This is a genomic window from bacterium (genome assembly GCA_018814885.1).
In the GTDB taxonomy this organism is placed as follows: Bacteria; Krumholzibacteriota; Krumholzibacteriia; order LZORAL124-64-63; family LZORAL124-64-63; genus JAHIYU01.
Window position 1 is genome coordinate 1 of sequence record JAHIYU010000174.1, and the last position, 23,840, is coordinate 23,840.

The following is a 23,840-nucleotide window of genomic DNA, read 5'->3' on the forward strand; positions in this document are numbered from 1 at the left end:
CGCCCTCGGGCAGCTGGATGGCCGCGTCGGCCAGGTAGGCGGCGAAGGCCGCGGCGGGCCCCTGCTCGCGGCTCAGGGCGGCGAAGGCGCGGTCGGCGTCGAGCAGGTCGTCGAGGGTGGCGGGTGTCTCGTCCTTCATGAAGCCGATCGCCACCAGGGCGATGACCAGCACGACCAGGTATCCGATGAGCGATCTGCGCGACATGGCGGTCCTTTCGGGTAGAATGTCCACTGCGCGCCATGCTACACGATAGGCCGGATCGCGCCAACTCCCACGGGATGCGCCGCATAGGGCCTTGACACTCCCCCCGGAACCGTATTACTGTATTATGCAACTAATACACTGGTCCCACGTATCTACCCCCGACGCGCGAAGAAGGGAAGGATCTCGCATGTTCATCGTCCTGAGTCCCAACAGCGGGGTGCCGGTCTATCGGCAGCTGATCGAGCAGATCAGGCTGCAGGCGACCGGCGGCCGGCTGGCGCCGGGCGACGAGATGCCGTCCACGCGGATCCTGTCCGCGCAGCTGGGGGTGAATCCGATGACCGTGAGCAAGGCCTACGCGAGCCTGGAGCAGGAAGGCGTCCTGGAGCGGCGTCCCGGCAGACCGCTGGTGGTGAAGACCCTGGCGCCCGAACAGGCGCGCCGCAAGAAGCTGGAGCAGATCCGCGAGAGCCTCTCTCCCGCCGCGATCACCATCAGACAGCTCGGCGTCACGCCGGACGAGGCCGTGGACATCCTGCGCGAGATGCTGGACAAGGCGAACGATCCCGAGGAGAAGCGATGATGGCTGTCCTGGAATTCGAGAACATCGTCCGCGCCTACAAGAGAGGCGTCAACGTGCTCGACGGCGTGTCCTTCGCGGTGAACGAGGGCGAGGTCGTGGGCCTGCTCGGCCGCAACGGCGCAGGCAAGACAACGCTGATCCGCATCGCCATGGGCATGATCGAGGCCCAGCGGGGCGGCGTCCGCGTCTTCGGGCTGGATCCGCGACGCGATCCGCTGGCGGTCAAGCGCCGCATCGGATACGTGTCGGAGGAACAGGTCCTGCCCGGTTTCATGACCATCGGCGACGTGATCCGCCTGCACCGCGGGCTGTTCCCCGGCTGGGACGACCTGATGGCCGAGGGACTCTGCGGCCGCTACGGGCTCGACTGGAACGAGAAGATCAAGAGCCTGAGCAAGGGCCAGGCGCGGCAGGTGGCGCTGCTCTGCGCCGTATCCCACAAGCCCGAGCTGTTGGTCCTGGACGAACCCGCCGGCGGCCTCGATCCCGCCGCCCGGCGCGACTTCCTGGAGACCTCGATCCAGCTGCTGAACGAGGCGGGATCCACCATCCTGTTCTCGTCCCACCACATGAGCGACGTGGAGCGCATGGCGGGCCGCGTGGTGATGCTGCACGACGGCAAGGTGCTGCTCGACGACACGCTGGACGAATTGCAGGAGAACTTCGCCCTGGCGATCGTGCCCCACGCGGACGGCCGGTCGGCGGCGTTGCAGGGGCTGCCCGAGTGCCTCGGCGTGCGCGACCGCATCGAGGGCCTGCATGCGGTGCTGCGACTGGATCCGGACAAGGCCCGCAGCGCCGTGGAGGGCCGCCTGGGCATCCGCGGGGGCCGCTACGCCCGTCTCGGCCTCGAGGAGATGTTCATCGAGATCGCGGAGGGCCAGTCGTGAACCGCCTGCTGCTGCGCCGCGACCAGGGCACGGATAACCTGCTGATGCCCGCGTTCATCGGCCTGGGCGTGGCCCTGGTGCTGCGCGCCTTCGCGGACGCCGAGAATGCCGGCCCACTGTACAGCCCGGACAACCCCGGCGTGATCTGGTTCATACACAACTTCATCGTCTGGTCCATGTTGCTGGCGGGGCTGATCGGTTCGCACTTCTGGCTGAGGTCGTCGCGTCTCAATCTGGCGCTGCCCCTGTCGGCGCGCGCCCTCTGGCTGACGCGCATGACGGCCATCTGCATCGGTTGCGGGGTGATCGTGCTCGTGCTGGCCCTGGTCCACGGCGTGTCCTACGCGCCGGACCGGGGACTGTTCGTCCATGGAGTGGTCTGGCTGGGATCCCTGCGCATGGGCTCGGTCTTCCTGCTGATGCTGATGCTGCTGCAAGCGCCCGAGCCCCGCCTGCGCAAGCTGGAGACGACCGCCTGGTACATCGCCTACACGATCATCATCTGGCTGCTCTGCGCGCTGTTGCTGCTGCTAGGCCCGCGCAGCGCCTGGCTGGCCGCGCCGGTTCTCGCCGCGGCATCGCTGATCGGCCGGCGGACCTGGCGGCACCTGCCGCGCGCCTTCCTGCTCGAGGCCTCGGAGTCCGACCACGGCTTCGCCGGCGACCCGCTGGCGCCCGGCCCGACCTGGACCGTGGAGACGCCCCGTCCCGGGCACGGGGCCGCGACGTTCCCGCGCAACGGCCACTCGCGCGCGCTGCTGCACCGGACGCTGTTCCGCCTGATGCACAACCACTGGCTCGGCTGGCTCTTCGGCATCATGCTGGTGATCTACGGCCTGATCATGACGATCTACTACGTCAGGGGCCGCGACCCGTTGATGATGCTGTTCTACTTCTTCATGTTCGCCTACGGGTCATGGAACCAGTCCCTGCTGCGGATCCATCCCGTGGACGCCTGGCCCGTCTCGCGGCGCCTGTTCTTCGCCCACGCCATGTTGCCCCTGGCGGTCATGTACCTCGCGGGCGCGGGCCTGGGCCTGGCGATCCAGCAGACTCGAAGCAGCCCGCCGGCGATGGTCCATTACGAGCGCGGTCTGGTGGAGGTCCCCTACGAGTTCCGCGAGATCGCGCCGGACGGCGCGCCTCGGGCCGTCACCACCCCGTGGGGCGAGACTCACATGCCGACGGGCACACGCATACTCCCGTGGAGCGACGCGGTGGTCTACAACCCCTATGAAATCGCCCACGACACCTCGATGCGGCTGGACGCCCTGCAGATCGACCGTGCCGTGGCTGCGGTGCACGGCGGCCCGCCCCCCGATCCGGCGCGGTACGCAGACCTGGAGATGAACGGCGCGCAGGGCGCGGCGGCTTGCTGCAGCGGTTTCGACCTGCAGGATTCCCGTGGCCGCGGCTCCGAGCTGCGCGCGAAGACCTTCGCCCTGCTGGTGGCGGTCTTCTGCCTGGTCGGCATCCCCCTGCTGCTGCTGGGCACCCTGTCCCTCGACCCCCGGGCGCTGGAGTGGGTGCGCACCCGGGCCGCCCTCGCCGCCGCCATGGTGCCGCTCGGCCTGTTCGCGGCCCTGCTGCTCATGTCGGCCTTCTCGGACGTCGGGACCTGGGCGCAGGCGGCCTGGCTGATGATCACGCTCCGCAGGGCGGCCGAGTCCCTGCCCCTGTCGGCCGGCCAGTGCTGGACCGGCGTCGCGGCCGTCCTGGCGCTCTGCTACCTGATCATGCAGGAGCGGTTCGCGCGGCTGGAGGCCTCGCATGCCCTGGTGAAGAAGAAGCAGCAGGAGAACTACTAGCAGGCGGCGGCCGCCCCCCTGTTGACCGTCGCGACGAACGGGCGTATCATGCAATCCACCCGTCAATCGGCCATCCGGTCCCCGCGGCCGGGTGGTTTCTTTTGCTCACCTTCGCGCGGCGCCGCGCGGGTGTCCCACCAACCCCCGGAGCGAGCAGCACATGTCCGCCACGACACCCGGCACGAGAACGTCGGTCTTCAGGATGTTCCCCGGCGCCTTCTGGTCGGCCAACGTCATGGAGATCTTCGAGCGCATGGGCTGGTACGGCTTCTACGCCGTGTCGAGCATCTACCTGACCGCAGAGATCGCCGACGGCGGGCTGGAATTCACCAGCGAGGACCGCGGCGTCATCCAGGGCGTGGTGACGTTCTTCCTCTACCTCTTTCCCGCGGTCTTCGGCGCGCTGGCCGACCGCTACGGCTACAAGGCCATGTTCCTGGCCTCGTGCGTGGTGATGGCGCCCGCTTACGTCCTGCTGCAGTTCCCGACCTCGTTCTGGGGCTTCTTCGCCGTCTACTTCCTGGTGGCCATCGGCCACGGCATGTTCAAGCCGGTGGTGATCTCGACGGTCGCCAAGACCACCGACGAGAAGACAGGGTCGATGGGCTTCGGCATCTTCTACATGATGGTCAACGTGGGCGGTTTCCTGGGCCCCATCGTGGCCGGCATCGTGCGCGGCTGGAGCTGGACCTACGTCTTCTGGGCCTCGGCGATCTGGATCGGATTCCTGGCCCTGACCTGCGTGCTGTTCTACCGCGATCCGCGCAGCGCGGCCGATCGCGAGCTGTCGGAGACACGCAGCCTCGGCGAGGTGATGAAGGGCATGGTCGGTGTGGTCGGCAACGGCCGCTTCTTCCTGCTGATCTCGGGCGTCCTGACCGTGCTGGTCATGGGTTCGAAATGGTGGCCCTTCGGCCTGATCGCCCCCATCGCGGCGGGCTGGATCGCGCTGAACCTGCTGATCGACGTCGGGCTGCGGGCGGGCGGACGCCGACCCGGCGAGGGCGTCTGGCTGCTGCAGCCCATGCAGGTGGGCGAGGGCCGCTACATGGTCTTCTTGCTGCTGATGGCCGGATTCTGGACCAGCTTTAACCAGATCTTCCTGACCCTGCCCGAGTACATCCGCGACTACGGCGACACCACCGACATGATCAGCGCCCTGACGCCGGCGGCCGGTTGGATCACCGGTCTCTTCGAGTCGCTGGGCGTCTCGACCGCCAACTGGAGCCAGGGCGTGCTCGAGAACGGCCAGATCAAGCCCGAGCACATGATCAACCTCAACGCCTTCGGCATCATCGTCGGCCAGGTGGCCATCTCGTGGTTCATGCGCAACGTGAAGCCGCTGAACACGATCATCAACGGCGTGGTCGTGACGGTGATCAGCTTCCTGGTCTTCATCCTGGGCATGAGCGGCTGGATCATCGTGGCCGCCATCCTGGTCTTCTCGGTCGGCGAGATGATGGCCAGCCCCAAGAGCAAGGAATACGCGGGCCGCATCGCGCCGCCTGGCAAGGTCGGCATGTACATGGGCTACTTCTACTGGTGCACGGCCCTGGGGCATCTGTTCGGCGGGCTGCTGTCGGGCGTGATGTACGGTTACTTCGGCCCCGTCGAGCGCGGGGGCATCGACAAGCCCGACGTCATGTGGATCGTCTTCGCGTTTCTCGCGGCATCGACCGCCGTGGGACTAGTGGCCTACGATCGCTGGATGAAGGCGCACCCGGTGCGGGGCTCGTGAAGTACGCGAGACCCCTGGTCCGCGGCGAGCTGATCCGCCGCGAGAAACGCTTCCTGGTCCACGTGCGTCTCGACGCAGATCGTCCGGAAGAGGGCCGCGTCGTCGTCGCCCACACCAACGACACCGGCGCCATGCTCGGCTGCAACACGCCCGGCAGCCCGGTCTGGCTGTCCCCCGCCAACGACCCAAAACGGAAATTGAAATGGACCTACGAGCTGATCGAGACCGGCGGCGTGCTGGCGGGCATCAACACGTCCGTGCCCAACCGGCTGGCGCAGGAGGGCATCGAGGACGGCGCGATCGCCGAACTGCGGGGCTACGACCGGCTGCGGCGCGAGGTGCGCTGCGGGGAGAACTCGCGGATCGACCTGCTGCTCGAACGCGGCGACGACGACGCGCCCGAACGCTGCTGGGTGGAGGTGAAGAACGTGACGCTGGTCGAAAACGGCACGGCCCTCTTCCCCGACGCGGTGACCGCGCGCGGACGCAAGCACCTGCGCGAGCTGGCGGCCCTGGCGGCGGCCGGCGACCGGGCGGTGATGCTCTACGTGGTCCAGCGCGCGGACGCGGCCGCCCTGGCGCCGGCGGACGACATCGACCCGGCCTACGCGCAGGCCCTGCGCGGGGCGGTCGCCGCGGGCGTGGAGGCGATCTGCTACCGGGCCGACGTCACGACCGCCGAGATCGGGCTGGCGCGCCGCCTGCCGGTAATCCTATGATCCCGCCGGAGGCACCCATGACCCGCACACCCGACATCCGCATCGGCGTGAGCGCCTGCCTGCTGGGCGAACGCATCCGTTACGACGGCGACGCCAGGCCCCACGCCTGGGTGCGCGACGTGCTGCCGCGTCATGCCCTGATCGTGCCCGTGTGTCCCGAGTCCGAGCTGGGCATGGGCGTGCCGCGCGAGCCGGTGGACCTGCTGGGCGAACCGGCGGCGCCCCGCATGGTCGGCGCGGCCTCGGGCGAGGACTGGACCGTGCGCATGAACGCGTGGTGCCGGCGGCGCGTCGCGGAGCTGCTGGCCGAAGGCCTGGACGGGTTCGTGCTCAAGAGCCGGTCGCCCAGCTGCGGCGCGGGCAGCGCGCCGGTCCATCCCGCGGGCGGCGGCGAGCCGCCGCGCGGCGAAGGACTCTTCGCGCTGGCCCTGCGCGAGTCGTGTCCGGACCTGCCGGTGGTCGAGGACGAGGACCTCGACGGCAAGGCCGGGCGCGAGACGTTTCTCGAGCGGGCGCGCGGGCACGCGGAGCGACGAAAGGGTCAGGAATAGTCGATCGCCACCGCGATCATCAGGAAGATCGCCGACAGGGCCATCAGCAGGCCGAACAACGGCACCATGAAGCGGATCCAGCGGCCGTAGGGGATCTTCGCGAGCGCCAGCATGGCCATCAGGATGCCGCTGGTGGGGATGATGGTGTTGGAGAAGCCGTCGCCGCAGGTGAAGGCCAGGACGGCGGTCTGGCGCGTGATGCCGATGATGTCGGACAGGGGCGCCATCAAAGGCACCGTCACCGCGGCCTGCCCCGAGCCCGACGGCACCAGCAGGTTCAGCGACGACTCGAAGCAGAGCATGCCGATCGCCGCCACGTAGCGCGGCACGTGAAGCAGCATGGACGCGGCGCCGTGCACGATGGTATCCATGATCTGGCCGTCGGAGAGCACCACCTCGATGCCGCGGGCGACCCCCACCACCAGCGCCGCCACCACCATGTCGCGCATCCCCGCCACGAACGCCTCGACGGCCTCGCCCAGGGGCAGGCGGGCCAGCGCCCCCGCCACGATGCCCATCAGGAGGAAGCCGCCGGCCATATCGGCCATCCACCAGCCGAAGCGTTGCGTGGCGAAGAGGATGAAGGCGAAGAGCAGCGTGCTGGCGACCAGGATCGCCCGGTGGCGTCCGGTGCAATCCTCGCCGTCGGAGGACGCGTCGATCTCGAACGCATCGTCCGGCATGAACGAGGCCGACGGGTCGGCCTTGATGAGCCGGCCGTAGCGCAGCGTGTAGAGCAGCGCCGTGGTGAAGGCGCAGGCGTACAGGGCCAGCCGCAGCGGCATCCCGCTGTAGAGCGGCAGCTCGGCGATACCCTGGGCCACGCAGACGGTGAAGGGATTGGTCGTAGACGCGGCGAAACCCACCTCGGCCGCGACCAGCACGAGCGCCAGGCCGTAGATGCGGTCGTAGCCCAGGCGCTTGCTCACCAGCAGGAAGACGGGCACCAGGGGGATGAACTCCTCCCCCATGCCCAGGGTCGAACCGCCCACCGACAGGACGAACATCAGCGCCACGGTCAGCGCGGGGCCCGAGCCGCCGAATCGACGCAGCAGGCGCGTCAGCCCGGCAGTGATCACGCCGGTCCTCTGCAGGATGCCGAAGACCCCGCCCACGATGAAGATGAAGAAGATGATGTCGGCCTGCTTCTCCAGGCCGCGCGGGATGGCGGTCAGGAAGCCGTGCAGGCCGACGGGCGAGGCCTTGCCCGCCGCCTCTGCGTCCTCGAGACCAAGCAGCAGGTTCATGACGCCGAAGTGCTTTTCCAGCTTCTGGTAGGTGCCGGGGACGAGCAACGTGCGCTCGTGCCCCTCCACCACGGCCGTGCGCCGCTCGTAGGTGCCGGACGGAACGACGTAGGTGAGCAGCGAGCAGACGAAGATGACGCTCGCGAGCAGCACGAAGACATGGGGGATCTTGAGCTTGGGTCGGGCCATGTGCGGCACCCTACACGAACCTCAGACGACTTTCCAGCACTCTCCGTCGCCGAGGATCTTCTCCATCTCGATCTCGTCGTTGACGGGGATGCCGTAGTTGCCGATCAGCGGTACGCCGGGCTTGAGCCTGCGGATGTTCTCCATGCCGTTGACGCGGATGTCGGTGATCCGGAAGCCTCGCCGCTGGAAGAAGCGCAGGCTGTCGAGGTTGTCGTTGGTGGTGATCAGCCAGATCTTGCGGCAGTCGCCGGCGCGCGCCGCCTTCTCCACGGCCTCGAGCAGGGCCGTGCCCACGCCGCACCACTGGCACAGGGCGTCCAGGGTCACCAGTTCGCATTCGCCGTCGGCGATCTTGAAGGTGGCCAGGCCGACGCGCTCGGTGCCCTCCATGGCGATGAACCCCGGCAGCTCGACGGGCTGGTGCACGACATCGCGACTGACGACCGTCTCGCCGCCGAACAACAGCTCGGTGCGCTCGCGGACCCAGTTCCGGTCGCTCGTGGAGAGTGTGGTCACCAGCATCGGGTTTCCTCGCGTGGATGAACCGGCATGTTCGGGATATATCCGACTCGACGAGGCCCTAATGTGGTGAGGGGGTCGGGGTGGGTCAAGTCCGGCGGGTGAGCGGCGCCCGCTCTCGTCCTAAGGTGCGCGCAACGACTTCCCCGCCAGCCGTTTGCGCGCGGGAGAGGTCAGTCCTCCCCTCTCAGGTAACCGGCCACGTACTCGGGCAAGGCGTCCGGATCGGTCTCGCGCTCGCTCAGCAACGTATGGCAGGCGTCGCAATCCTGGCTGATGCAACGGCCAACCTCGCTGACGTGCATCTCGTCGTGGCAGCGGAAGCAGCCGGTGTCCGCCATCTCGCCGTCGATGTCCATGTGCCCGAGGTTGCTGGCGTAGGTGCCCCAGGTGATGGCCATCCCGGGAAAGACGTTGCGCTCGAGGATGTCCGCGATCTGCATCGCGGCCCCGGGCAGGGCCGCGCGCAAGGCGGACAGTTCCTCCGGGTGATCCCGCGTGTACGCTTCGGTCAGGTAGTCGGCGATCAGCCCGGCGGTATCCTCGCCGGGTACCACGTCCTGCAGCGCGCGCTCGGCTGTCTTGCGCAGCCAGGGTACGCCGCGGTCGAGCAGTCCGGCGGCGAAGGCCTCGTCCAGGGCCTGTCCGGGCGCCTCGAAGATGTGGGTGGGACGGTTGTGGCAGTCGATGCAGTCCATGACGCGCCACTCGCCCTCGTCCGCGCCGGACTCCGCGTCCTCCAGCGCGTAGGTGATCTCCCCGTCCGGCGTCTTCTGGACCACCTCGACGATCACCTGGCGCTTCTCGTCGACGGCGCGGTAGCGCACCTCGTTGGCCGGGTCCACGTGCCAGTGGACACCCGTGGCGCGGACGCCGGGCTGCGGATGCCCGCCCACCTTCATGACCAGCGACGACAGGCTCCGCGTGTTCTCCCGGTCGGGCTCGGTATGCTTCCGCGTGATGAGCTTCGAACCGTGGAACTTGGTGGGCCAGTGGCACACCTCGCACGTCTCGCGGGCGGGACGGAGATCGTGGACGGGCGCCGGGATGGGCCGGCTGTAGGTGCCGCCCAGGACGGCCACAACCTGCCGCAACCCGGAGATCTTGGCCTTCACGAACCACTGGGCGCCGGGGCCGATGTGGCATTCGACGCATTCGACGTTGGCGTGCGGCGAACGCTCGTAGGCCACACCCTCCGGCTTCATGACCTCGTGACAGACCTTCATGCAGAACTCGGAGGAGTCGGTGTAGTGGTAGGCCTCGTAGCCGAAGCTGGTGAACACGATCATGCCCAGCACCGCCAGCAGGCCCACCAGCGCGGCCTTGCGCCAGAACTCGGCGCCGCCGATCTCGACCGCCGAGGTGCCGGCCTTGCCGAGCCGGCGCCGGCGCCGGTGTACGAGGGTGCCCAGCAGGATCATCACGATCCCCGCCACCAGCAGGCCGGGCAGCAGCATGAAGGTGATCATGCCGACGTACGGGTTGGCCGCTCGGTTCAGGAATGCGTTGTACAGGTTGATCAGCAGGGCCATGAAAAGCAGGGCCACGGCGACGAGGCTGACGACGCTCCCCAGGGTGGTGATCCAGTTGGAGTAGAAGAAGGGGAGCCGGCCCTTGAACCAGGATCCGAGATTGCCCAGCATGCTGCCCTGTTTTTCGTCGCTCATGGAGACCCTCTCCGATCGGGGCGCGCGGTGGCTTGTTCGGGAGATGGGTCAATGATGCACGACGAGACGGGGGCGGTCAATGCCGCCCCCGTCCTACCGGATCACTTGACCAGCATCATGCGCCGCGTTTCGACGAATTGCGGCGTCTGGATGCGATAGAAGTAGAGACCGGAGGCCACCCTCGAGCCACGCTTGTCGCGCCCGTGCCAGATCGCGGCGTGGCGCCCGGCGGGCAACTCGCCGTCGACCAGGGTGGCCACGCGCGAACCGTCGAGCGCGTAGACCGACAGGCTCACGCGCCCGCTCGACGGCAGGTCGAAGCGGATCGTCGTGGAGGGGTTGAAGGGATTGGGGTAATTGGGGTACACGCGGAACGCCAGGGGAACGCCGGACGCCTCGGGATCCTCGACGGCCGTCGTGTTCTGCTGGACCTGGATGCGCTGGTCGACGGGCAGCGACAGGAGCAACTGGCGCACCCCGGTGGGCCAGCGGATCTCGAGGGAGTCCACCACGGTCGCGGCGCCGAGGCCGAACTCGACCGTCAGCGAGCCCTGGGACAGGAAGCCGGAGCCTCCGTCCACGTCCCGCGTCATGCTCAGACCGCCGGCCACGCATTTGACGACCGCGCCGATGGCGACCGTGTTCTGGTCCAGGGAAACCAGGTCCACATGTAGCCAGTGGTTGTCCGTGGAGTCGGCCACGTCGTTGCGGAACAGCTTGTTGGGATAGCCCGTCATGGTGGCCAGGTAGAGGTCCAGGTCGCCGTCGCCGTCGTAGTCGGCGCAGGAGACGCCGTTGGTGCTCTTGTCGTCGCTGATGTTCAAACCGTTGTCGGGCGCGACGCTGGAGAAGAGCCAGCCGCCCTCTTTCTGCAGGTCGGGGCCGTCGTTGCGGAACAGGAAGTTGATGGCCGGATCGCTGTCGATGTTCCAGTGGGTACCCTGGAAGAGGTCTAGGTCGCCGTCGTTGTCGTAGTCGAACCAGACGACGCCCGCGCCGTACTGGCCGTCGTCCAGGCCGATGTCGAACAGGGGGGCGATGTCGACGAACGCGTGGACGCCCGGCGTCGAGACGTTGTGATAGAGGGCGTTGGGACCCTGGTTGGCCACGTAGAGGTCCAGCTTGCCGTCGTTGTCGAAATCGCCCCACATGCAGCCGGTGCTGCTGAAGGTGTTGTCGAGTCCCACGTCGGGAGCCACGTCGGTCCAGAGCCATTCGCCGGGGTTCATCGGGTCCTCGCCGTCGTTGCGCAGCAGGCGGTTCGGCGTGAGGTCGAAGTTGGAGATGTAGAGGTCGGGATCGCCGTCCCCGTCGTAGTCCGCCCAGGCGCAGGCCATGGTGTACCTGTCGTCGCCGATGGTCGCGCCGTCCAGCGGCGCGACATTGGTGAAGAGCCATTCGCCGGGATTCAGCGGATCCTCGCCGTCGTTGCGGTACAGGCGGTTGGGACCGCTGTTGCAGAGATAGAGATCGACGTCGCCGTCCTGGTCGTAGTCGCGCCAGGAGCAGCTGCGGCCGCTGCCGGGATCGTCCGTGCCGGTCTGGACGCCGATGTCGGTGAAGACCCCGCCGCCGTCGTTGCGGTACAGCCGGTTGGGCGCGTCGTAATCGGGGTTGACCTGCATGTTGACCATGTAGAGGTCCAGGTCGCCGTCGCCGTCGAAGTCGGCCCAGGCCACGCCCTGGCTGTAGTCGTCGTCGTCGAGAGGCGGCGTGGTGACGTCGGGGAAGAGCCAGCTGTCGGGATCGCCCGGATCCTCGCCGTCGTTGCGGAAGAGGTGGTTGGAGGAATCCGCGCCGCTCTGGTACGAGATCCGGTTGGAGATGTACAGGTCGTGGTCGCCGTCGCCGTCGTAGTCGCCCCAGGCCGTGCCGCGGCCGTTGCCGTCGTTGCCCACGCCGGAGCCGTCCGCGGGCGAGACGAGCACCCACGGAGACGACGTGACCAGCACCGTCTGGTCGTAGCCCGCGGGCGGATCCTCCAGGTTGCCCACGGAATCCTCGGCGACCGTGTAGAAGAAGTACTCGCCGAGTCCGTTGGGGAGCCCGAAGAGGATGGGGCTGCCGTCCGACGAGGACGCGTAGTACTCGAAGCTCACGCCCTCGGCATAGCGGTAGTAGAGGTCCACGCGCGCCACGCCGCTCACGTTGTCACCGGCCGAGAACGGGATGTCGAAAGGCAAACCCTGGAAGACGATCTCGATGGGCAGCACTTCCGAGACGGGCGGGCCGCCGTCCTGGGTCGTGGTGGCCGTGCCGGACCAGCGCGAGACCAGCATCTCGTCGTCGCGGGCGCGAACGCGGTAGAAGCCGGTGAACCCGTCGGCCAGCCCGTTGAACACGTAGGTGGTGTCGGGGATCCAGGCGCTGGTGTCGCGGATGTTGGCGAAGACGGGATCGTCGCCGACCTGGACCTGGTAGGCGGTGGCGCCGCTGGCCGATTCGTCGCTCCAGGCCACGACCACGGAATCGCCCGCCGTGAAGACGGGCAGGGCGGCGATGACCGGGATGTCCGGGCCGGGTTCCATCACGGTGAGGCGCTGGTCGGCGCCGACGTCGAGAAGGGTCTGCACGATGCCGGACGGCCAGCGGATCTCGACCGTATCGGCCTGCGTGGCCGAGCCCAGGCCGAACTCGACGGTCAGCGTGCCCTGCGACACGAATCCGGAGCCGCCGTCGACCTCGCGAATCATGGCGGCGCCGGCGGCGATGCAGCGCACGCGCGCGCCGATGGCCGCCGTGTTCAGGGTGCGGGAGACCAGGTCGAGATGCAGCCACCGGTTGGTCAGGGTGGCGGGGACATCGTTGCGATACAGCTCGTTGGCCAGGCCGGTCATGTTGCACAGATAGATGTCCAGGTCGCCGTCCCCGTCGAAATCGGCCCAGCTCGTACCGGTGGTGTTGGCGCCCGAGCCGACCCCGTAGCCGTTGGCCGGCGCGTCGTTCACGAACAGCCATCCGCCGGGTCCGCCCGCGCCGTCGTTGCGGAAGAGCAGGTTCGGCACCCAGTCGCCCTGGGGATTGGTCCAGTGGTTCCCCACGTACAGATCCAGGTCGCCGTCGTTGTCGTAATCCCCCCAGGAGCAGCTCCCGCTGTAGTTGCCGTCGGCGAGGCCGTTGCCGATGGCGGCGCCGACCTCCTGGAACAGCTCGCTACCCGGCACGCGGTGGTAGAGCCTGTTGGGGCCCTGGTTGGTCAGGTACAGATCCAGCCAACCGTCGCCGTCATAGTCTCCCCAGGCGCAACCCAGCCCGTTCTCCGAGTCCGCGACGCCCATGGCGGCCGCCACGTTGGTGAAGAGCCATTCGCCGGGATTCTCCACGTCCTCGCCGTCGTTGCGGAAGAGGGCGTTGGCGCCGCTGTTGTAGTTGGCCAGGTAGAGATCGGGATCGCCGTCGTTGTCGAAATCTCCCCAGGCGCAACCCATGGTGTAGCGGTCGTCGCCGACACCGGTGCCGTTGGCGGGAGCCACATCTGTGAACATCCAGTTGCCCGGCTGCCAGGGGTTCTCGCCGTCGTTGCGGTAGAGGTGGTTGGGGCCGTCGTTGCACAGGTAGAGGTCGAGATCGCCGTCGCAGTCGTAATCGACCCAGGCCACGGACCGCGCGCTGTCGTCGTCGTTGGTGCCGGTGGCGGGACCGATGTCGGTGAACACGCCCGCGCCGTCGTTGCGGAAGAGGTGGTTTGGCGCGGGGCTGCCGACGTTCATGTTGCCCTGATAGAGATCGAGGTCGCCGTCGCCGTCGAAGTCGCCCCAGGCCACGCCCTGCCCGTAGCCAGCGTCGCTCATGACGCCGGTGGTCGTGTCCAGGAACAGCCACGAGTCGGGGTTGCCCAGGTCCTCGCCGTCGTTGCGATACAGGTGGTTCGTGGCGTCGGCGCCGGTGAACCAGACGGGACGGTTGGTGATGAACAGGTCGGGCCGTCCGTCACCGTTGTAGTCGCCCCAGGCGGCGCCGCGGCCGTTGCCGTCGTTGCCCACGCCCGTGCCGTCGTCCGGCGCCACGTTGGTCCAGTAGGGCGGGGTGGTGATCACGGTGATGTCGGGTTCGGCCGGCGCCGCCTCGGCGTTGTCCAGGAAATCGCGGGCGATCGTATAGAAATCGTATTCGCCCACGCCGCCGGGCACGGTGAACAGGAACGGGCCCCCGTCGTCGATGGACTCGAACAGCAGCCAGTCGCCGTCGTCGAAGCGGTACCAGAGCTCGACGAACTCCACGCCGCTGCCGCCGTCTGTCGCCGCGAAGCCCACGTCGAAGGGCAGCGACTGTCGGGGGCTGGCCACGGACAGCGCGTTGGAGGACGGGAGGCCGTCGTCCTGGGTCGAGGCCACGCTGCTCGACCAGCGTGAAACGTAGCTCCCGGCATCCCGCGAACGCACGCGATAGTACACGAGCTGGCCGTCCGCCAGACCGGCGAACTCGTGGGTCAGGCCGGCGATCCAGCCGCTGGTGTCCACGAGTGACGCGAACTCGGTGTCCCCGGCGGCCTGCACCTCGTACTCCACGGCGCCGCTGGCCGACTCGTCGCTCCAGGACACCGTGTTCGTGGTGCCCGGGGTGAAGGGGGGCTCCGCCTGCAGGGCGGGCGCGTCGGGGCCGGGCTCCACGAACAGCAACACCTGATCGGCGGCCAGGGAGAACACCTCCTGCGTCTGGCCGGTCGGCCACGCCACGACCAGGGTGTCGATGGTCGTCGCCGCGCCCAGGCCGAATTCGGCCGCCAGCGTGTTCTGGCTGTGGAAGCTCTCGCCCCCGTTGATCTCCCGGATCTGGTGCACGCCGCCCGCCTTGACGGTCAAGCGGGCGCCGATCGCCGTGCAGCTCGAAGACTTGCCCGCCAGGTTCACGTGCAGGAAGTGGTTGGTGTCGGGATGGTCGTTGCGCACCAGGACGTTGGCGTGCCCGTTGTTCCAGTTCGCCAGATACACGTCCAGGTCGCCGTCGAGGTCGTAGTCGGCCCAGCACGCCGAAGCGCCTTCGCTCCCGTCGTTGGCCAGCAGCGTGTCGGCGGCATCTACGAAGAGCCACCCGCCGGGCTCGCCGAGGTCCGGACCGTCGTTGCGATAGAGACGGCTGTCCTGGGTGATCACGGCGTCGTCGAAGTTGACGACGTGGATGTCCAGGTCGCCGTCGTTGTCGTAGTCCACCCACGTGCACCCGCGGCCGTTGCCCGGGTCGGCGGTCGCGGTGATCGCCGCGATGTTGGTGAAGACCCCGCCGTCGTTCCGGTAGAGCAGATTGGCCTGGGCGTAGTTGGTCACGTAGAGGTCGAGGTCACCGTCGTTGTCCATGTCGCCCCAGGCGGCGCCGCGGCCGTAGCCGGCGTGCCCGAGATTGGCGGGAGTGGTGATGTTGGTGAAGACGCGCCGCGGGTCGTCGGGCTGGCCGGGATTCTCGGGATCGTTGCGCAGGAGCGCGTTGGGACCGTTGTAGTTGACGATGAAGAGATCCTGATCGCCGTCGTTGTCGTAATCGGCCCAGGCCGCGCCCTGGCTGTCGTACGTGCTGCCTGCGTACGTCGAGGCCGTCACGTCGGTGAAGAGCCAGAGCCCTGGTGCGTAGGGATCCCCGCCGTCGTTGCGCAACAGGATGTTGCTGACCGGATCGGTCATGTAGAGGTCGAGGTCGCCGTCCCGGTCGTAGTCGACCCAGGCGCAGGAATGCGTGGTGCGCGTGGAACCCAGGACCAGGCTGTTGGTGACATCGATGAAGATGCGGTCGGGATCCTCCGGCCATCCCGGTGTCGTGGGATCGTTGCGAAAGAGGTGATTCGCGCCCTGGGTGCTCGCCAGGTAGAGATCCAGATCGCCGTCGTTGTCGTAGTCGCCCCAGATGCCGACGCTCGAGACCTGGCTGCTGCCGATGCCCGTGCCGGCGGGGGCGACGTTCACGAAGAGCCATTGGCCGGGATTGCCCACGTCCTCGCCGTCGTTGCGGAAAAGCCGGTTGTTGCCGTTGTTCGCCACGTAGAGGTCGAGATCGCCGTCGTTGTCGAAATCGGCCCAGGTCGTGCCGTGGCTCGGCGTGAGATCTGCCAGCTCGGGGGTCGAGGCGTCGCTCCACTGGGCGGGGGCGCTGCCTGCGCACATCAGACACAGCAACGACACGCACCAAGAGGCGCGAACCGCGTTCCGGATCTCGTTCATCTCCGTATTCCTTTCCTCACAACACCCGGGGACGCAGATCGAGGGACTCCTGGATTATTATCGGCGTATTGAGCGATAAATGAACAGAAAAAATCACTAAACTTCAATATTGAAGTCGGATTCAATCCGTTATCGCTGCACCCGGTGAAGACTGTCCAGCACAAAGCTATACATAACACGAGGACGCGGCCAGAGGTCACAACATTCTCATGTAAAAATGGATCAGTGGAAATCCGCCTCCGTGAAGGGATGCAGCAGATATCGACTCGCGTACGCGACGGCGCCCCGGTAATCGATACCCATCTGCACCACCTCGCGATACTGCTCGACGGCGAGTTCGCGTCGATCCATCAGATCGTAGCAGTTACCCAGATAGTTGTGGACCCAGATCCGGATCTCGAACTGATCGCGTTGATCCGCGACATGCCCGCGCAACGCGCTGTTGAAGCAGGCCTCGGCCTTGTTGTAGAGACCCTTGCGCATGTTGACCAGACCGAGGTTGATCCAATTCATCGCCCCCTCGGGATCGGTTTCCTGCGCCTGCAGGCAACCCTGTTCAGCGACGTCGTAGAGACCCGAGGCCAGGAACCTTCCCGCGAGCCTCTGATGCGTCATGTCATGGGCCTGTTCGTCGGTCAGGGGATCACCCGGGACCATGAAGCCGCCCTGCACGAATTCGTCGCCGAGTCCTGCGATCTCGACGGCCTGGGGCTCGGCGTCTATTCCGCCCGGCTCGAACGCTGCGAACGTGAGCGTCCGCGGCGGGTCCTGCATCGCGACCTCGATGTCGTTGCCGACGGCCAGCACAACCTGCGAAGTGGGGATATTGCCGAACAGCCAGCCGGGATCTCCGGCGGGGATGCCCTTCTCGCGGACGAACTCGTCCGCCTCTGTCGCCGAGAACAGCGTGTGGCCCGGCATCAGCACCTGGGCGACCGACACGTCGACCGGCAGCCAGCCGTAGGGGGGCATCAGGATCTCGGCGTAACGGTGCCGGCCGCCCACCAGCCAGTTGGAAGTGACGGTACGGGCGGGAATGCCAAGGGCGCGGCACATGGCCACGTAGAGCTGGCTGAACTGACCGCAGTCGCCGCGTCGTCCGCGGAGCGTGCCGACGGTGTCCCGCTCCGGCGTGCCGCCGGGGACGAACTCCAGGTTCGCGACCATCCAGTCGAAGAGGAGCTTGGCGCGGCGATGGGGATTGACCTCCCCGTCCACGATGCTGCGCGCAGCCTTCAGGACCTCCCCGTCGGTCAGGATCAAGCCGCCGGCGCGGGTGAAACGGCGATAGAGGGCCGAGGATTCGTCATAGGGTTCGAGGCGGTCCGGATCGACCTCGGTCCGCACCTCCGAGAGGCTGGCGACAAAATCGTAGTGGAAGAGCAGGAGCTTGTCGTCCGGGACGGGTGTCACGTCCCAGTAGACGATGCGGTTGCCGTGGTCCTCGTCGACGATGATCTCCGCTGGCCGGGGTTCGATGTTGCGGATCCGAACTTGCTGCCCCGGACGATCGCCGGGCAGGGAGAGCCAGAGGCGGACGCGCGCGTCCGCATCGACCTGCACGATGTGGTCTATCACGTACCAGTAGCTGCCGGTGATCTCCCGCGCCTCCGCTCGCGCGACGGTCGGGGCCGCGCCCGCGGCGGCCAGGACGGCCAGTGCCGCCGACACCGGCCATGAGTTGCCGATTCGCATCTCCATCCTCCCTAGCCGTAGCCGATGAGCTCGGCCCAGATGATCAGCACGATGAGCGTCAAGCCGATCGCCAGGGCCGTGAAGCCGAAGATCCTGAACCACTTCGTCCGGTTCTCGGGCTGAGGATCGACCAGCAGGCCCTCGAGTTCGCCGGATACCACGAGATTCTCGTACTCGCGCGGACGGTCCTCCTTCAACTCCTCCAGGGGCACCCGGCGCGTGAAGATCGCCGGATCCATGGGGAACTTGTCCGGACGGAAATGGGTGTTGAAGAAGTGCACCGTGAAGATGAAGCCGGTCGCCAGCAGGGCCTCGTCCGAGTGGATGATCGTGGCGATGTTGATGAACGAACCGGGCAGCAGCCGCGTGAAGACCTCGGGGAACCACAAGGTCAAACCGGTGAAACCGATCATGGCCACGCCCCAGAAGACCGCGAAGTAGTCGAACTTCTCCCAGTAGGTCCAGCGGCCGTAGCGCGGACGCGGTCCCGCCCCGACGAACCACCTGAAGGTCTGCCCGAACTCGATCAGGTCCTGCTTCTTCGGCAGCATCGAGTTGTCGCCGAGCAGGAAGTCCTTCCAGCTCAGGCCGGACCGGCGCCGGCGCTGGTGGACGTCGGCCAGATGGCGCCCGAAGTAGAAGAAGGTCACGACCGCCGCGATGCGGTGGATCAGGCCCGCGCTCTCGAATCCGCCCAGGAAGTGGGAGATGGCCCGGGCCCACGGGAGGTACGAGAACTTCAACGTCATGCCGGTCACGGCGAGGCTGAGGAAGCTGATGATCACCAGGATGTGCAGGTTGCGCTGCACGACCGAGAACCGCTCGACCTCCTTCCTGCCCTTGGACTGCTGCCGGATCTCGCGGCCGTGCTTCATGGCCATGAACGACCGGGGCAGCCACATCAGGGTGTGCAGGCCGAAGAAGGCGAAGGTGCCGATCAGCAGGGTGGTCATGAGGCGCCAGGTCCAGAAGATGAACGGATACTTCTCGCGGTCGTGATGCGTGGCGTGGGGCAGGAAGTCGGCGAAGCGCTGGTGCGACCCCTCGTGGCACTGGGCGCAAGTGGCGACGATGTTCTCCCGCGAGATGGTCGAGGCGGGGTCGGCTTTAGGCAGTATGTCGTGGGAGCCGTGGCAGTCCTGGCACTTGGCCGTGGCCGTGAAGCCCAGATCCACGACCTTACCGTGGAAGGTCTCGAAGTACGACTCGGTGATGTCCTCGTGGCAGTGGGCGCAGTGCTGCACCAGGGCGAGCTTGAACCTGTTCAGCTTGGTGTTGCTGATCTCGTGCGAGGTATGGCAGTCGTCGCACATGGGCAGCTCGAAGCCGTCCCGGCCCTTCCCCGTGAAGTGGATGCTGGTCTTGAAGATCTCGAAGATGCCCTCGTGGCACTGCGAGCAGGTGGGCACGATGTTGCTGCGGTGGATGCTCGAGGCGGGGTCGCTCTGCCGGCGAACCGAGTGGGCGGTGTGGCAGTCGGAGCAGGTGGCCGCGACTACGAGCCCCTTGTCCTGCACGGCCCTGCCGTGGACGCTCGCCGAGTAGTTCTCCACCATGCCCCTGGCATCGCCCTCGTAGCGCTCGGCCGCCACGCCGCCGACGCCGTGGCACTCGCCGCAGAGCCCGGCGATTTTGCTCACGTAGGTGGGCGAGGTCGGATCCTGCTTCTTCTTCATGCCGTGGGTGCCATGGCAATACAGGCAGGTGGGCGCGTCGGGATCCCCCCGCGCGAGCAGTTCGCCGTGCGTACTGGCGGAGTATTCGGCCACCACCTCGGCGTGGCAGATGGAACAGTCGACGCTGTCCGCGACGGTGGCGCAGGGCCTCGCATGGGACGGCGTGGCACCCGTGTGGCACTGGGCGCAGGCCACCTTGACGTGTGCGGAGCCGGACGTTTCGGCGTGGTCGACGTAGAGGGACAAGGTCTCGCCCCCGCGCTGGATCGTCAGGTCGGGCTTGCCGTGGCAGTCCAGGCACTCGCGGTCGGCCATGCCTTCCTGGTAGAAGACCCGCCGGATCTCGTGGGGCTGGTGGCATTCGATGCAGACCGGCACCTTGTGCGGCTCGGCCTCCCACAGCTCGCCGGCGATCACCTTCTGATGCACCTGCTCGATGCGGCCGTGGCACTTCTGGCACGTCCGGGGCACGTTGCCGCGGAAGATTGTCGATTCCGGGTCCGTGTGCGGCAGCACGTCGTGGGCGGTATGGCAGTCTATGCAGACGGCCGTGATGGTCAGTCCGCGCTTGAACAGCCCTTCGCCGTGTATGCTCTGGGAATAGTGGGTGAGGATGCTGTCCTGGGGGATGTCGTACATCCGGGCGACCTTGGTGCCCTCCTTGTGGCAGCTGCCGCACATGATGGGGATGTTGAAGCGGTTCACCCTCGAATCGACGGCGGACGGGGGCAGGATGTCGTGCGCGCCGTGACAGTCCCAGCAGCGGGGGGCGTCGGGGTTTCCGGCCGCCACGGCCCGGCCGTGCAGGCTGTGATCGTAGATCGCGGCCACGTCGTCGTGGCACATGTCGCACGCGACGGGCTCGAGGTCCTCCGCGTGCTCGTCATCGAGACCGTCCAGATCGACGTGGCAGTCGATGCAGACCATGCCTTCGCGGCCGTGCACGGAGCGCTCGAACATGCCGAGATCGATGTAGAGGGAGACCACGCGATCGCCACGAATCTTGGTCAGTTCCTCATCCTCGTGGCAGATCAGGCAATCATCGATTTCCTGGGCCACGGCCACGCCGAACGTCAAGATCCCGACCAGGAGCAGGCAGGCGAGTCGGGCGAAGGCAGGAGTCATCTCGGAGCCCCCAGGTGACGGCGTGCAGTTAGTTTCGATACTTATTTACGAAAATTGCATGCCAAAATCCCCCCTGTCAACCGGACATTGATGTTACTGCCGAGCACGCGACGCCGTCGATGAAATAGATTGCCATCCGACGGCCAGGCACTAACCTACCCGGATGGCAAGCGTACGATCAGCAGCCTCTTCCCTCGTCATCACGGCATCGCTCCTGCTCATCCTCGCGTGCAGCGCGGCCCGCGCCGGCGAAGACCCGCCGCCAGCGGCCGACGACATGCATGAGCAGTGCTACTTCTACCACGGCTACGGCTACGGCACCGACGCCATTATCCATCCCCTGCGCATGTTGATCAACGGCGGATACGGGATCATGCAGCTCTCCAACCGCCACAACCGCCCCCTGGACATCAACTACCGCCAGGGCTGGAAGAACGTCTGGCGCAACCTGCTCGACCCGACGGCCGCTATCCAGGTGGAGGGCTGGGGCGATTTCTTCGTGCGGGAGATCATACCCTTCAGCCTCGACTCCAAGAAGGCGCACTACTGGCCGAACTACACCCAGCACCTGATCGGCGGCGGCATGAGCTACCGCATGATGGTGGAGTGGTACCGCGCCCACGACTACGCCCATCCGGGCATCTGGGGCGGCACGACCATCATGCTCTACCATCTGCTCAACGAAGTGGTCGAGAACGATTACCGCGACACCTGGTCCACCGATCCGGTGGCCGATCTGCTGATCTTCGACCCCGCCAGCATCATCCTGTTCAGCAGCGAGCGCGTCTGCAGGTTCTTCGGCGAGACGCTGCACATGGCCGACTGGTCCTATCAGCCCATGATCGATCTGGAGCACGAAACGCTGGTGAACAACGGACAGAACTTCGCCTTCAAGCTGGACGTGCCCTGGTGGGAGAAGTGGGCCTTCTTCTATCACTACGGGACCCACGGGGAGTTCGGTCTGACCCGGCGCCTCGGCGGCGGCCGCAACATCTCCGCCGGCGGCGGTTTCAAGGTGGACGAGCTGCTGGACGTGACCGAGTACCACCAGGGCGCGGAACTGGCCGTCACCGGCGGCGTCTTCTACGACCGCGACGACTCGCTGCTGGCCTCGGTGCTGTGGGCCAACTCCAAGGACTACAAGCTGCGCGTGAACCTGTATCCCGGTCTGTTCGAGGCATGGGGACTGAAGCCGGGTTTCATGTTCAACCTGAACCGGAACCGGTCCACGGCGTTCGGCGTCACCCTGCTGAACCTGCCTCTGCCCTGCGGGCTGGCCGTCGGCATGGAGCCCACCCAGGAGTGAGGCCCTTCTCCGGACCGGGCGAAGAGACGAGGACCCGGCACCAGGCCGGGCCCTCTTCAGAGTGTCGAGCGGCGCGCGCTACCGGACCAGCGCGAACTTGCACGAGGTCGATCGTCCCGACGCCGTCAGACGGACGAAGTAGACGCCGGAAGTGGACCAGCGGCCCCTGTCGTCGCGACCGTCCCAGACCACTTCTTGGGGACCCTCCTCGAACGAAACGCCCGAAACCAGGGCGCGCACGCATTGTCCGGCCACGTTGTACACCTTCAGGTCCACCGGGCTGGAGCGCGGCAGGGCGAATCGCAGGCTGCGGCCCGATCCGCGCGGTATCGACGAGAGCGTCAGTCCCGGCGCGGGGCGGGGATCATCCGCCGCGATGCTCAGCGTGACGCTGCGCAGCGCCGCCCAGGCGTTGACACGCCCCCAGCCGTAAGCGGAGCTGTGCTTGCCCCCCTCTTCGGCGTCGGTGGTGCCGGTCAGGATGTCGTAGACGTCCCTCGGCGCGAGGGACGCGTCCCTCTGCAGCAGCAGGGCCACCACGCCGGCCACGTGGGGCGCGGCCATGGATGTGCCGCTCAGGCGCCGGAACCCGCCGCCGGGAGCGCAGGAGCGAACATCGACGCCGGGCGCCGTCAGGTCGGGTTTGCGGAACGACCAGTGCGGATTGTACCAGTACGAGGCTACGGACCAGGGCGCGATCTGGGGTGCGTCACCGCGCGCCGAAAAGTCGGCCACCAGGTCGTCGCGGTCCACGGCGCCCACGCCGATGACCATGGGATAGTTGCTCGGCGTATCCGCGGTCTGGGGCCCGGGCCCGTCGTTGCCCGCCGCGAAGACGGTCACGATGCCGAATTCGCGCAACTTCTCGCAGGCGAAGAAGAGCATGTCCTCGTGCGTATTCGCCAGGCTCCAGGAACCGCATACCACCTTGATGTCGACGTCGACCTTCAGCGTGGCGATATACTCCAGACCCTTCAGGCACTGCTGGTAGGTTCCCACGCCCCGGGCATCCATCACCTTGACGCCGACCCATCTGGCGCCCGGCGCGACGCCCAGATCGTCGGGATAGGGGCCGAGCCCGTCGCCGCCCAGCAGGGTGCCGAGAGTGTGCGTGCCGTGCCCGTTGTCGTCGTAGGGAGCGGCGCCGCCGTTGACGGCGTCGAACCAGTAACCCGTGAACTTGCCGGCCAGGGCCGGGTGATCCGGGTCCACGCCCGTGTCCGTGTGGGCCACGATCACACCGGTGCCGTCGTATCCCTCCGCCCAGCACAGCTCGGCGTCGATGGCGTCCGCGCCCCAGGCAACGCCCGGTTCGGAGACCCACGTGACCGGCTGAAGGACCGGATCCACGAGACGCACGATGCCGTTGCGGGAGATCTTGTGCACGTCCTTCCGCTTGGCGATCTGCTTGATCCGAGGCGGCTTGGCCCTCATCAGGATGGAGTTGGTCAGCCAGTTCTGGTCCTCGACCACGAAGGAATCGGGATCTTCCTCCCTGAGATCGCTGATCAGGTTCTGCTGGGCGAGCAACGCGGTGCGGCGGTAGAAATGGATCCTGTCCGGTACCGGCAGCTGCAGGGGATCGGACTTGAGCTGGTCCCTCATCACCACGATCACGGTCAGCCACTCGTCGTCGTCGGTCTCGTCGAGGACGAGCGCGAGTTCCTGGGTGATCGTCGAGTTGTACTCGGATCCCATGAAGGAGTCGGCGGCCAGGATCTGCGGTATTAAGAGCGTCAGCAACAGAGCGGCCCCGAGGGGCGGGATGGTTGG

General features: G+C 67.1%; 15 protein-coding genes. 7 read left to right on the forward strand and 8 right to left on the reverse strand.

All coding sequences use genetic code 11. The features are described 5' to 3' along the window. A partial coding sequence (locus KJ554_13035; GenBank protein ID MBU0743259.1) for a hypothetical protein occupies positions 1 to 205 on the reverse strand: 205 nt, incomplete at its 3' end. A 187-nt stretch (positions 206 to 392) separates the two neighbouring features. Here KJ554_13035 and KJ554_13040 point away from each other — a divergent pair. The 6 genes from KJ554_13040 (at position 393) to KJ554_13065 (ending at position 6,494) form a co-directional block, all read left to right on the forward strand. Continuing rightward, positions 393 to 788, forward strand: a complete 396-nt coding sequence (locus KJ554_13040) for a GntR family transcriptional regulator (protein MBU0743260.1) — start codon at positions 393 to 395, stop codon at positions 786 to 788. Continuing rightward, entirely contained in the window at positions 788 to 1,678 is an 891-nt protein-coding gene (locus tag KJ554_13045; GenBank protein MBU0743261.1) for an ABC transporter ATP-binding protein, read from the forward strand. The genes KJ554_13040 and KJ554_13045 overlap by 1 nt, the downstream gene beginning before the upstream one ends. Beyond that, positions 1,675 to 3,486 carry a hypothetical protein gene (locus tag KJ554_13050; protein ID MBU0743262.1) on the forward strand — a complete coding sequence of 604 codons (1,812 nt, stop codon included), beginning with the start codon at positions 1,675 to 1,677 and terminating at the stop codon, positions 3,484 to 3,486. Before KJ554_13045 ends, KJ554_13050 begins: the two co-directional genes overlap by 4 nt. A 160-nt stretch (positions 3,487 to 3,646) precedes the next feature. Continuing rightward, positions 3,647 to 5,224 (forward strand): MFS transporter, encoded by a 1,578-nt coding sequence (locus tag KJ554_13055; protein MBU0743263.1) that lies wholly within the window; start codon positions 3,647 to 3,649, stop codon positions 5,222 to 5,224. After that, complete coding sequence (sfsA, locus tag KJ554_13060) at positions 5,221 to 5,943, forward strand: DNA/RNA nuclease SfsA (protein MBU0743264.1); 723 nt, start codon at positions 5,221 to 5,223, stop codon at positions 5,941 to 5,943. The genes KJ554_13055 and sfsA overlap by 4 nt, the downstream gene beginning before the upstream one ends. A gap of 17 nt (positions 5,944 to 5,960) precedes the next feature. After that, a complete protein-coding gene (locus KJ554_13065) occupies positions 5,961 to 6,494 on the forward strand; it encodes a DUF523 domain-containing protein (protein MBU0743265.1) in 534 nt (177 codons plus the stop codon). Here the strand turns inward: KJ554_13065 and KJ554_13070 are convergent. The 6 genes from KJ554_13070 to KJ554_13095 form a co-directional block, all read right to left on the reverse strand. After that, complete coding sequence (locus tag KJ554_13070) at positions 6,485 to 7,930, reverse strand: AbgT family transporter (GenBank protein ID MBU0743266.1); 1,446 nt, start codon at positions 7,928 to 7,930, stop codon at positions 6,485 to 6,487. The genes KJ554_13065 and KJ554_13070 overlap by 10 nt on opposite strands. Positions 7,931 to 7,951: 21 nt before the next feature. Next, positions 7,952 to 8,452: a GNAT family N-acetyltransferase gene (locus tag KJ554_13075; GenBank protein ID MBU0743267.1), complete on the reverse strand. Its 501-nt coding sequence runs from the start codon at positions 8,450 to 8,452 to the stop codon at positions 7,952 to 7,954. Positions 8,453 to 8,622: 170 nt separating this feature from the next. Beyond that, positions 8,623 to 10,116, reverse strand: a complete 1,494-nt coding sequence (locus KJ554_13080; GenBank protein MBU0743268.1) for a NapC/NirT family cytochrome c — start codon at positions 10,114 to 10,116, stop codon at positions 8,623 to 8,625. A 101-nt stretch (positions 10,117 to 10,217) separates the two neighbouring features. Further along, the gene (locus KJ554_13085; GenBank protein MBU0743269.1) at positions 10,218 to 16,265 is read right to left on the reverse strand and encodes a VCBS repeat-containing protein; all 6,048 of its coding nucleotides are present in this window, start codon (positions 16,263 to 16,265) and stop codon (positions 10,218 to 10,220) included. A gap of 222 nt (positions 16,266 to 16,487) precedes the next feature. Then, complete coding sequence (locus KJ554_13090; GenBank protein ID MBU0743270.1) at positions 16,488 to 17,960, reverse strand: hypothetical protein; 1,473 nt, start codon at positions 17,958 to 17,960, stop codon at positions 16,488 to 16,490. A gap of 11 nt (positions 17,961 to 17,971) precedes the next feature. Beyond that, on the reverse strand, positions 17,972 to 20,761 hold the full coding sequence (locus KJ554_13095; protein MBU0743271.1) for a cytochrome c3 family protein: 2,790 nt from the start codon (positions 20,759 to 20,761) through the stop codon (positions 17,972 to 17,974). A gap of 163 nt (positions 20,762 to 20,924) precedes the next feature. Between KJ554_13095 and KJ554_13100 the strand changes: the two genes are divergently transcribed. After that, the gene (locus KJ554_13100) at positions 20,925 to 22,067 is read left to right on the forward strand and encodes a hypothetical protein (protein ID MBU0743272.1); all 1,143 of its coding nucleotides are present in this window, start codon (positions 20,925 to 20,927) and stop codon (positions 22,065 to 22,067) included. A gap of 78 nt (positions 22,068 to 22,145) precedes the next feature. Here KJ554_13100 and KJ554_13105 read toward each other — a convergent pair whose 3' ends face one another. Beyond that, positions 22,146 to 23,810, reverse strand: coding sequence for a S8 family serine peptidase (locus KJ554_13105; GenBank protein MBU0743273.1), 1,665 nt, complete (start codon positions 23,808 to 23,810; stop codon positions 22,146 to 22,148). Positions 23,811 to 23,840 lie beyond the last annotated feature (30 nt).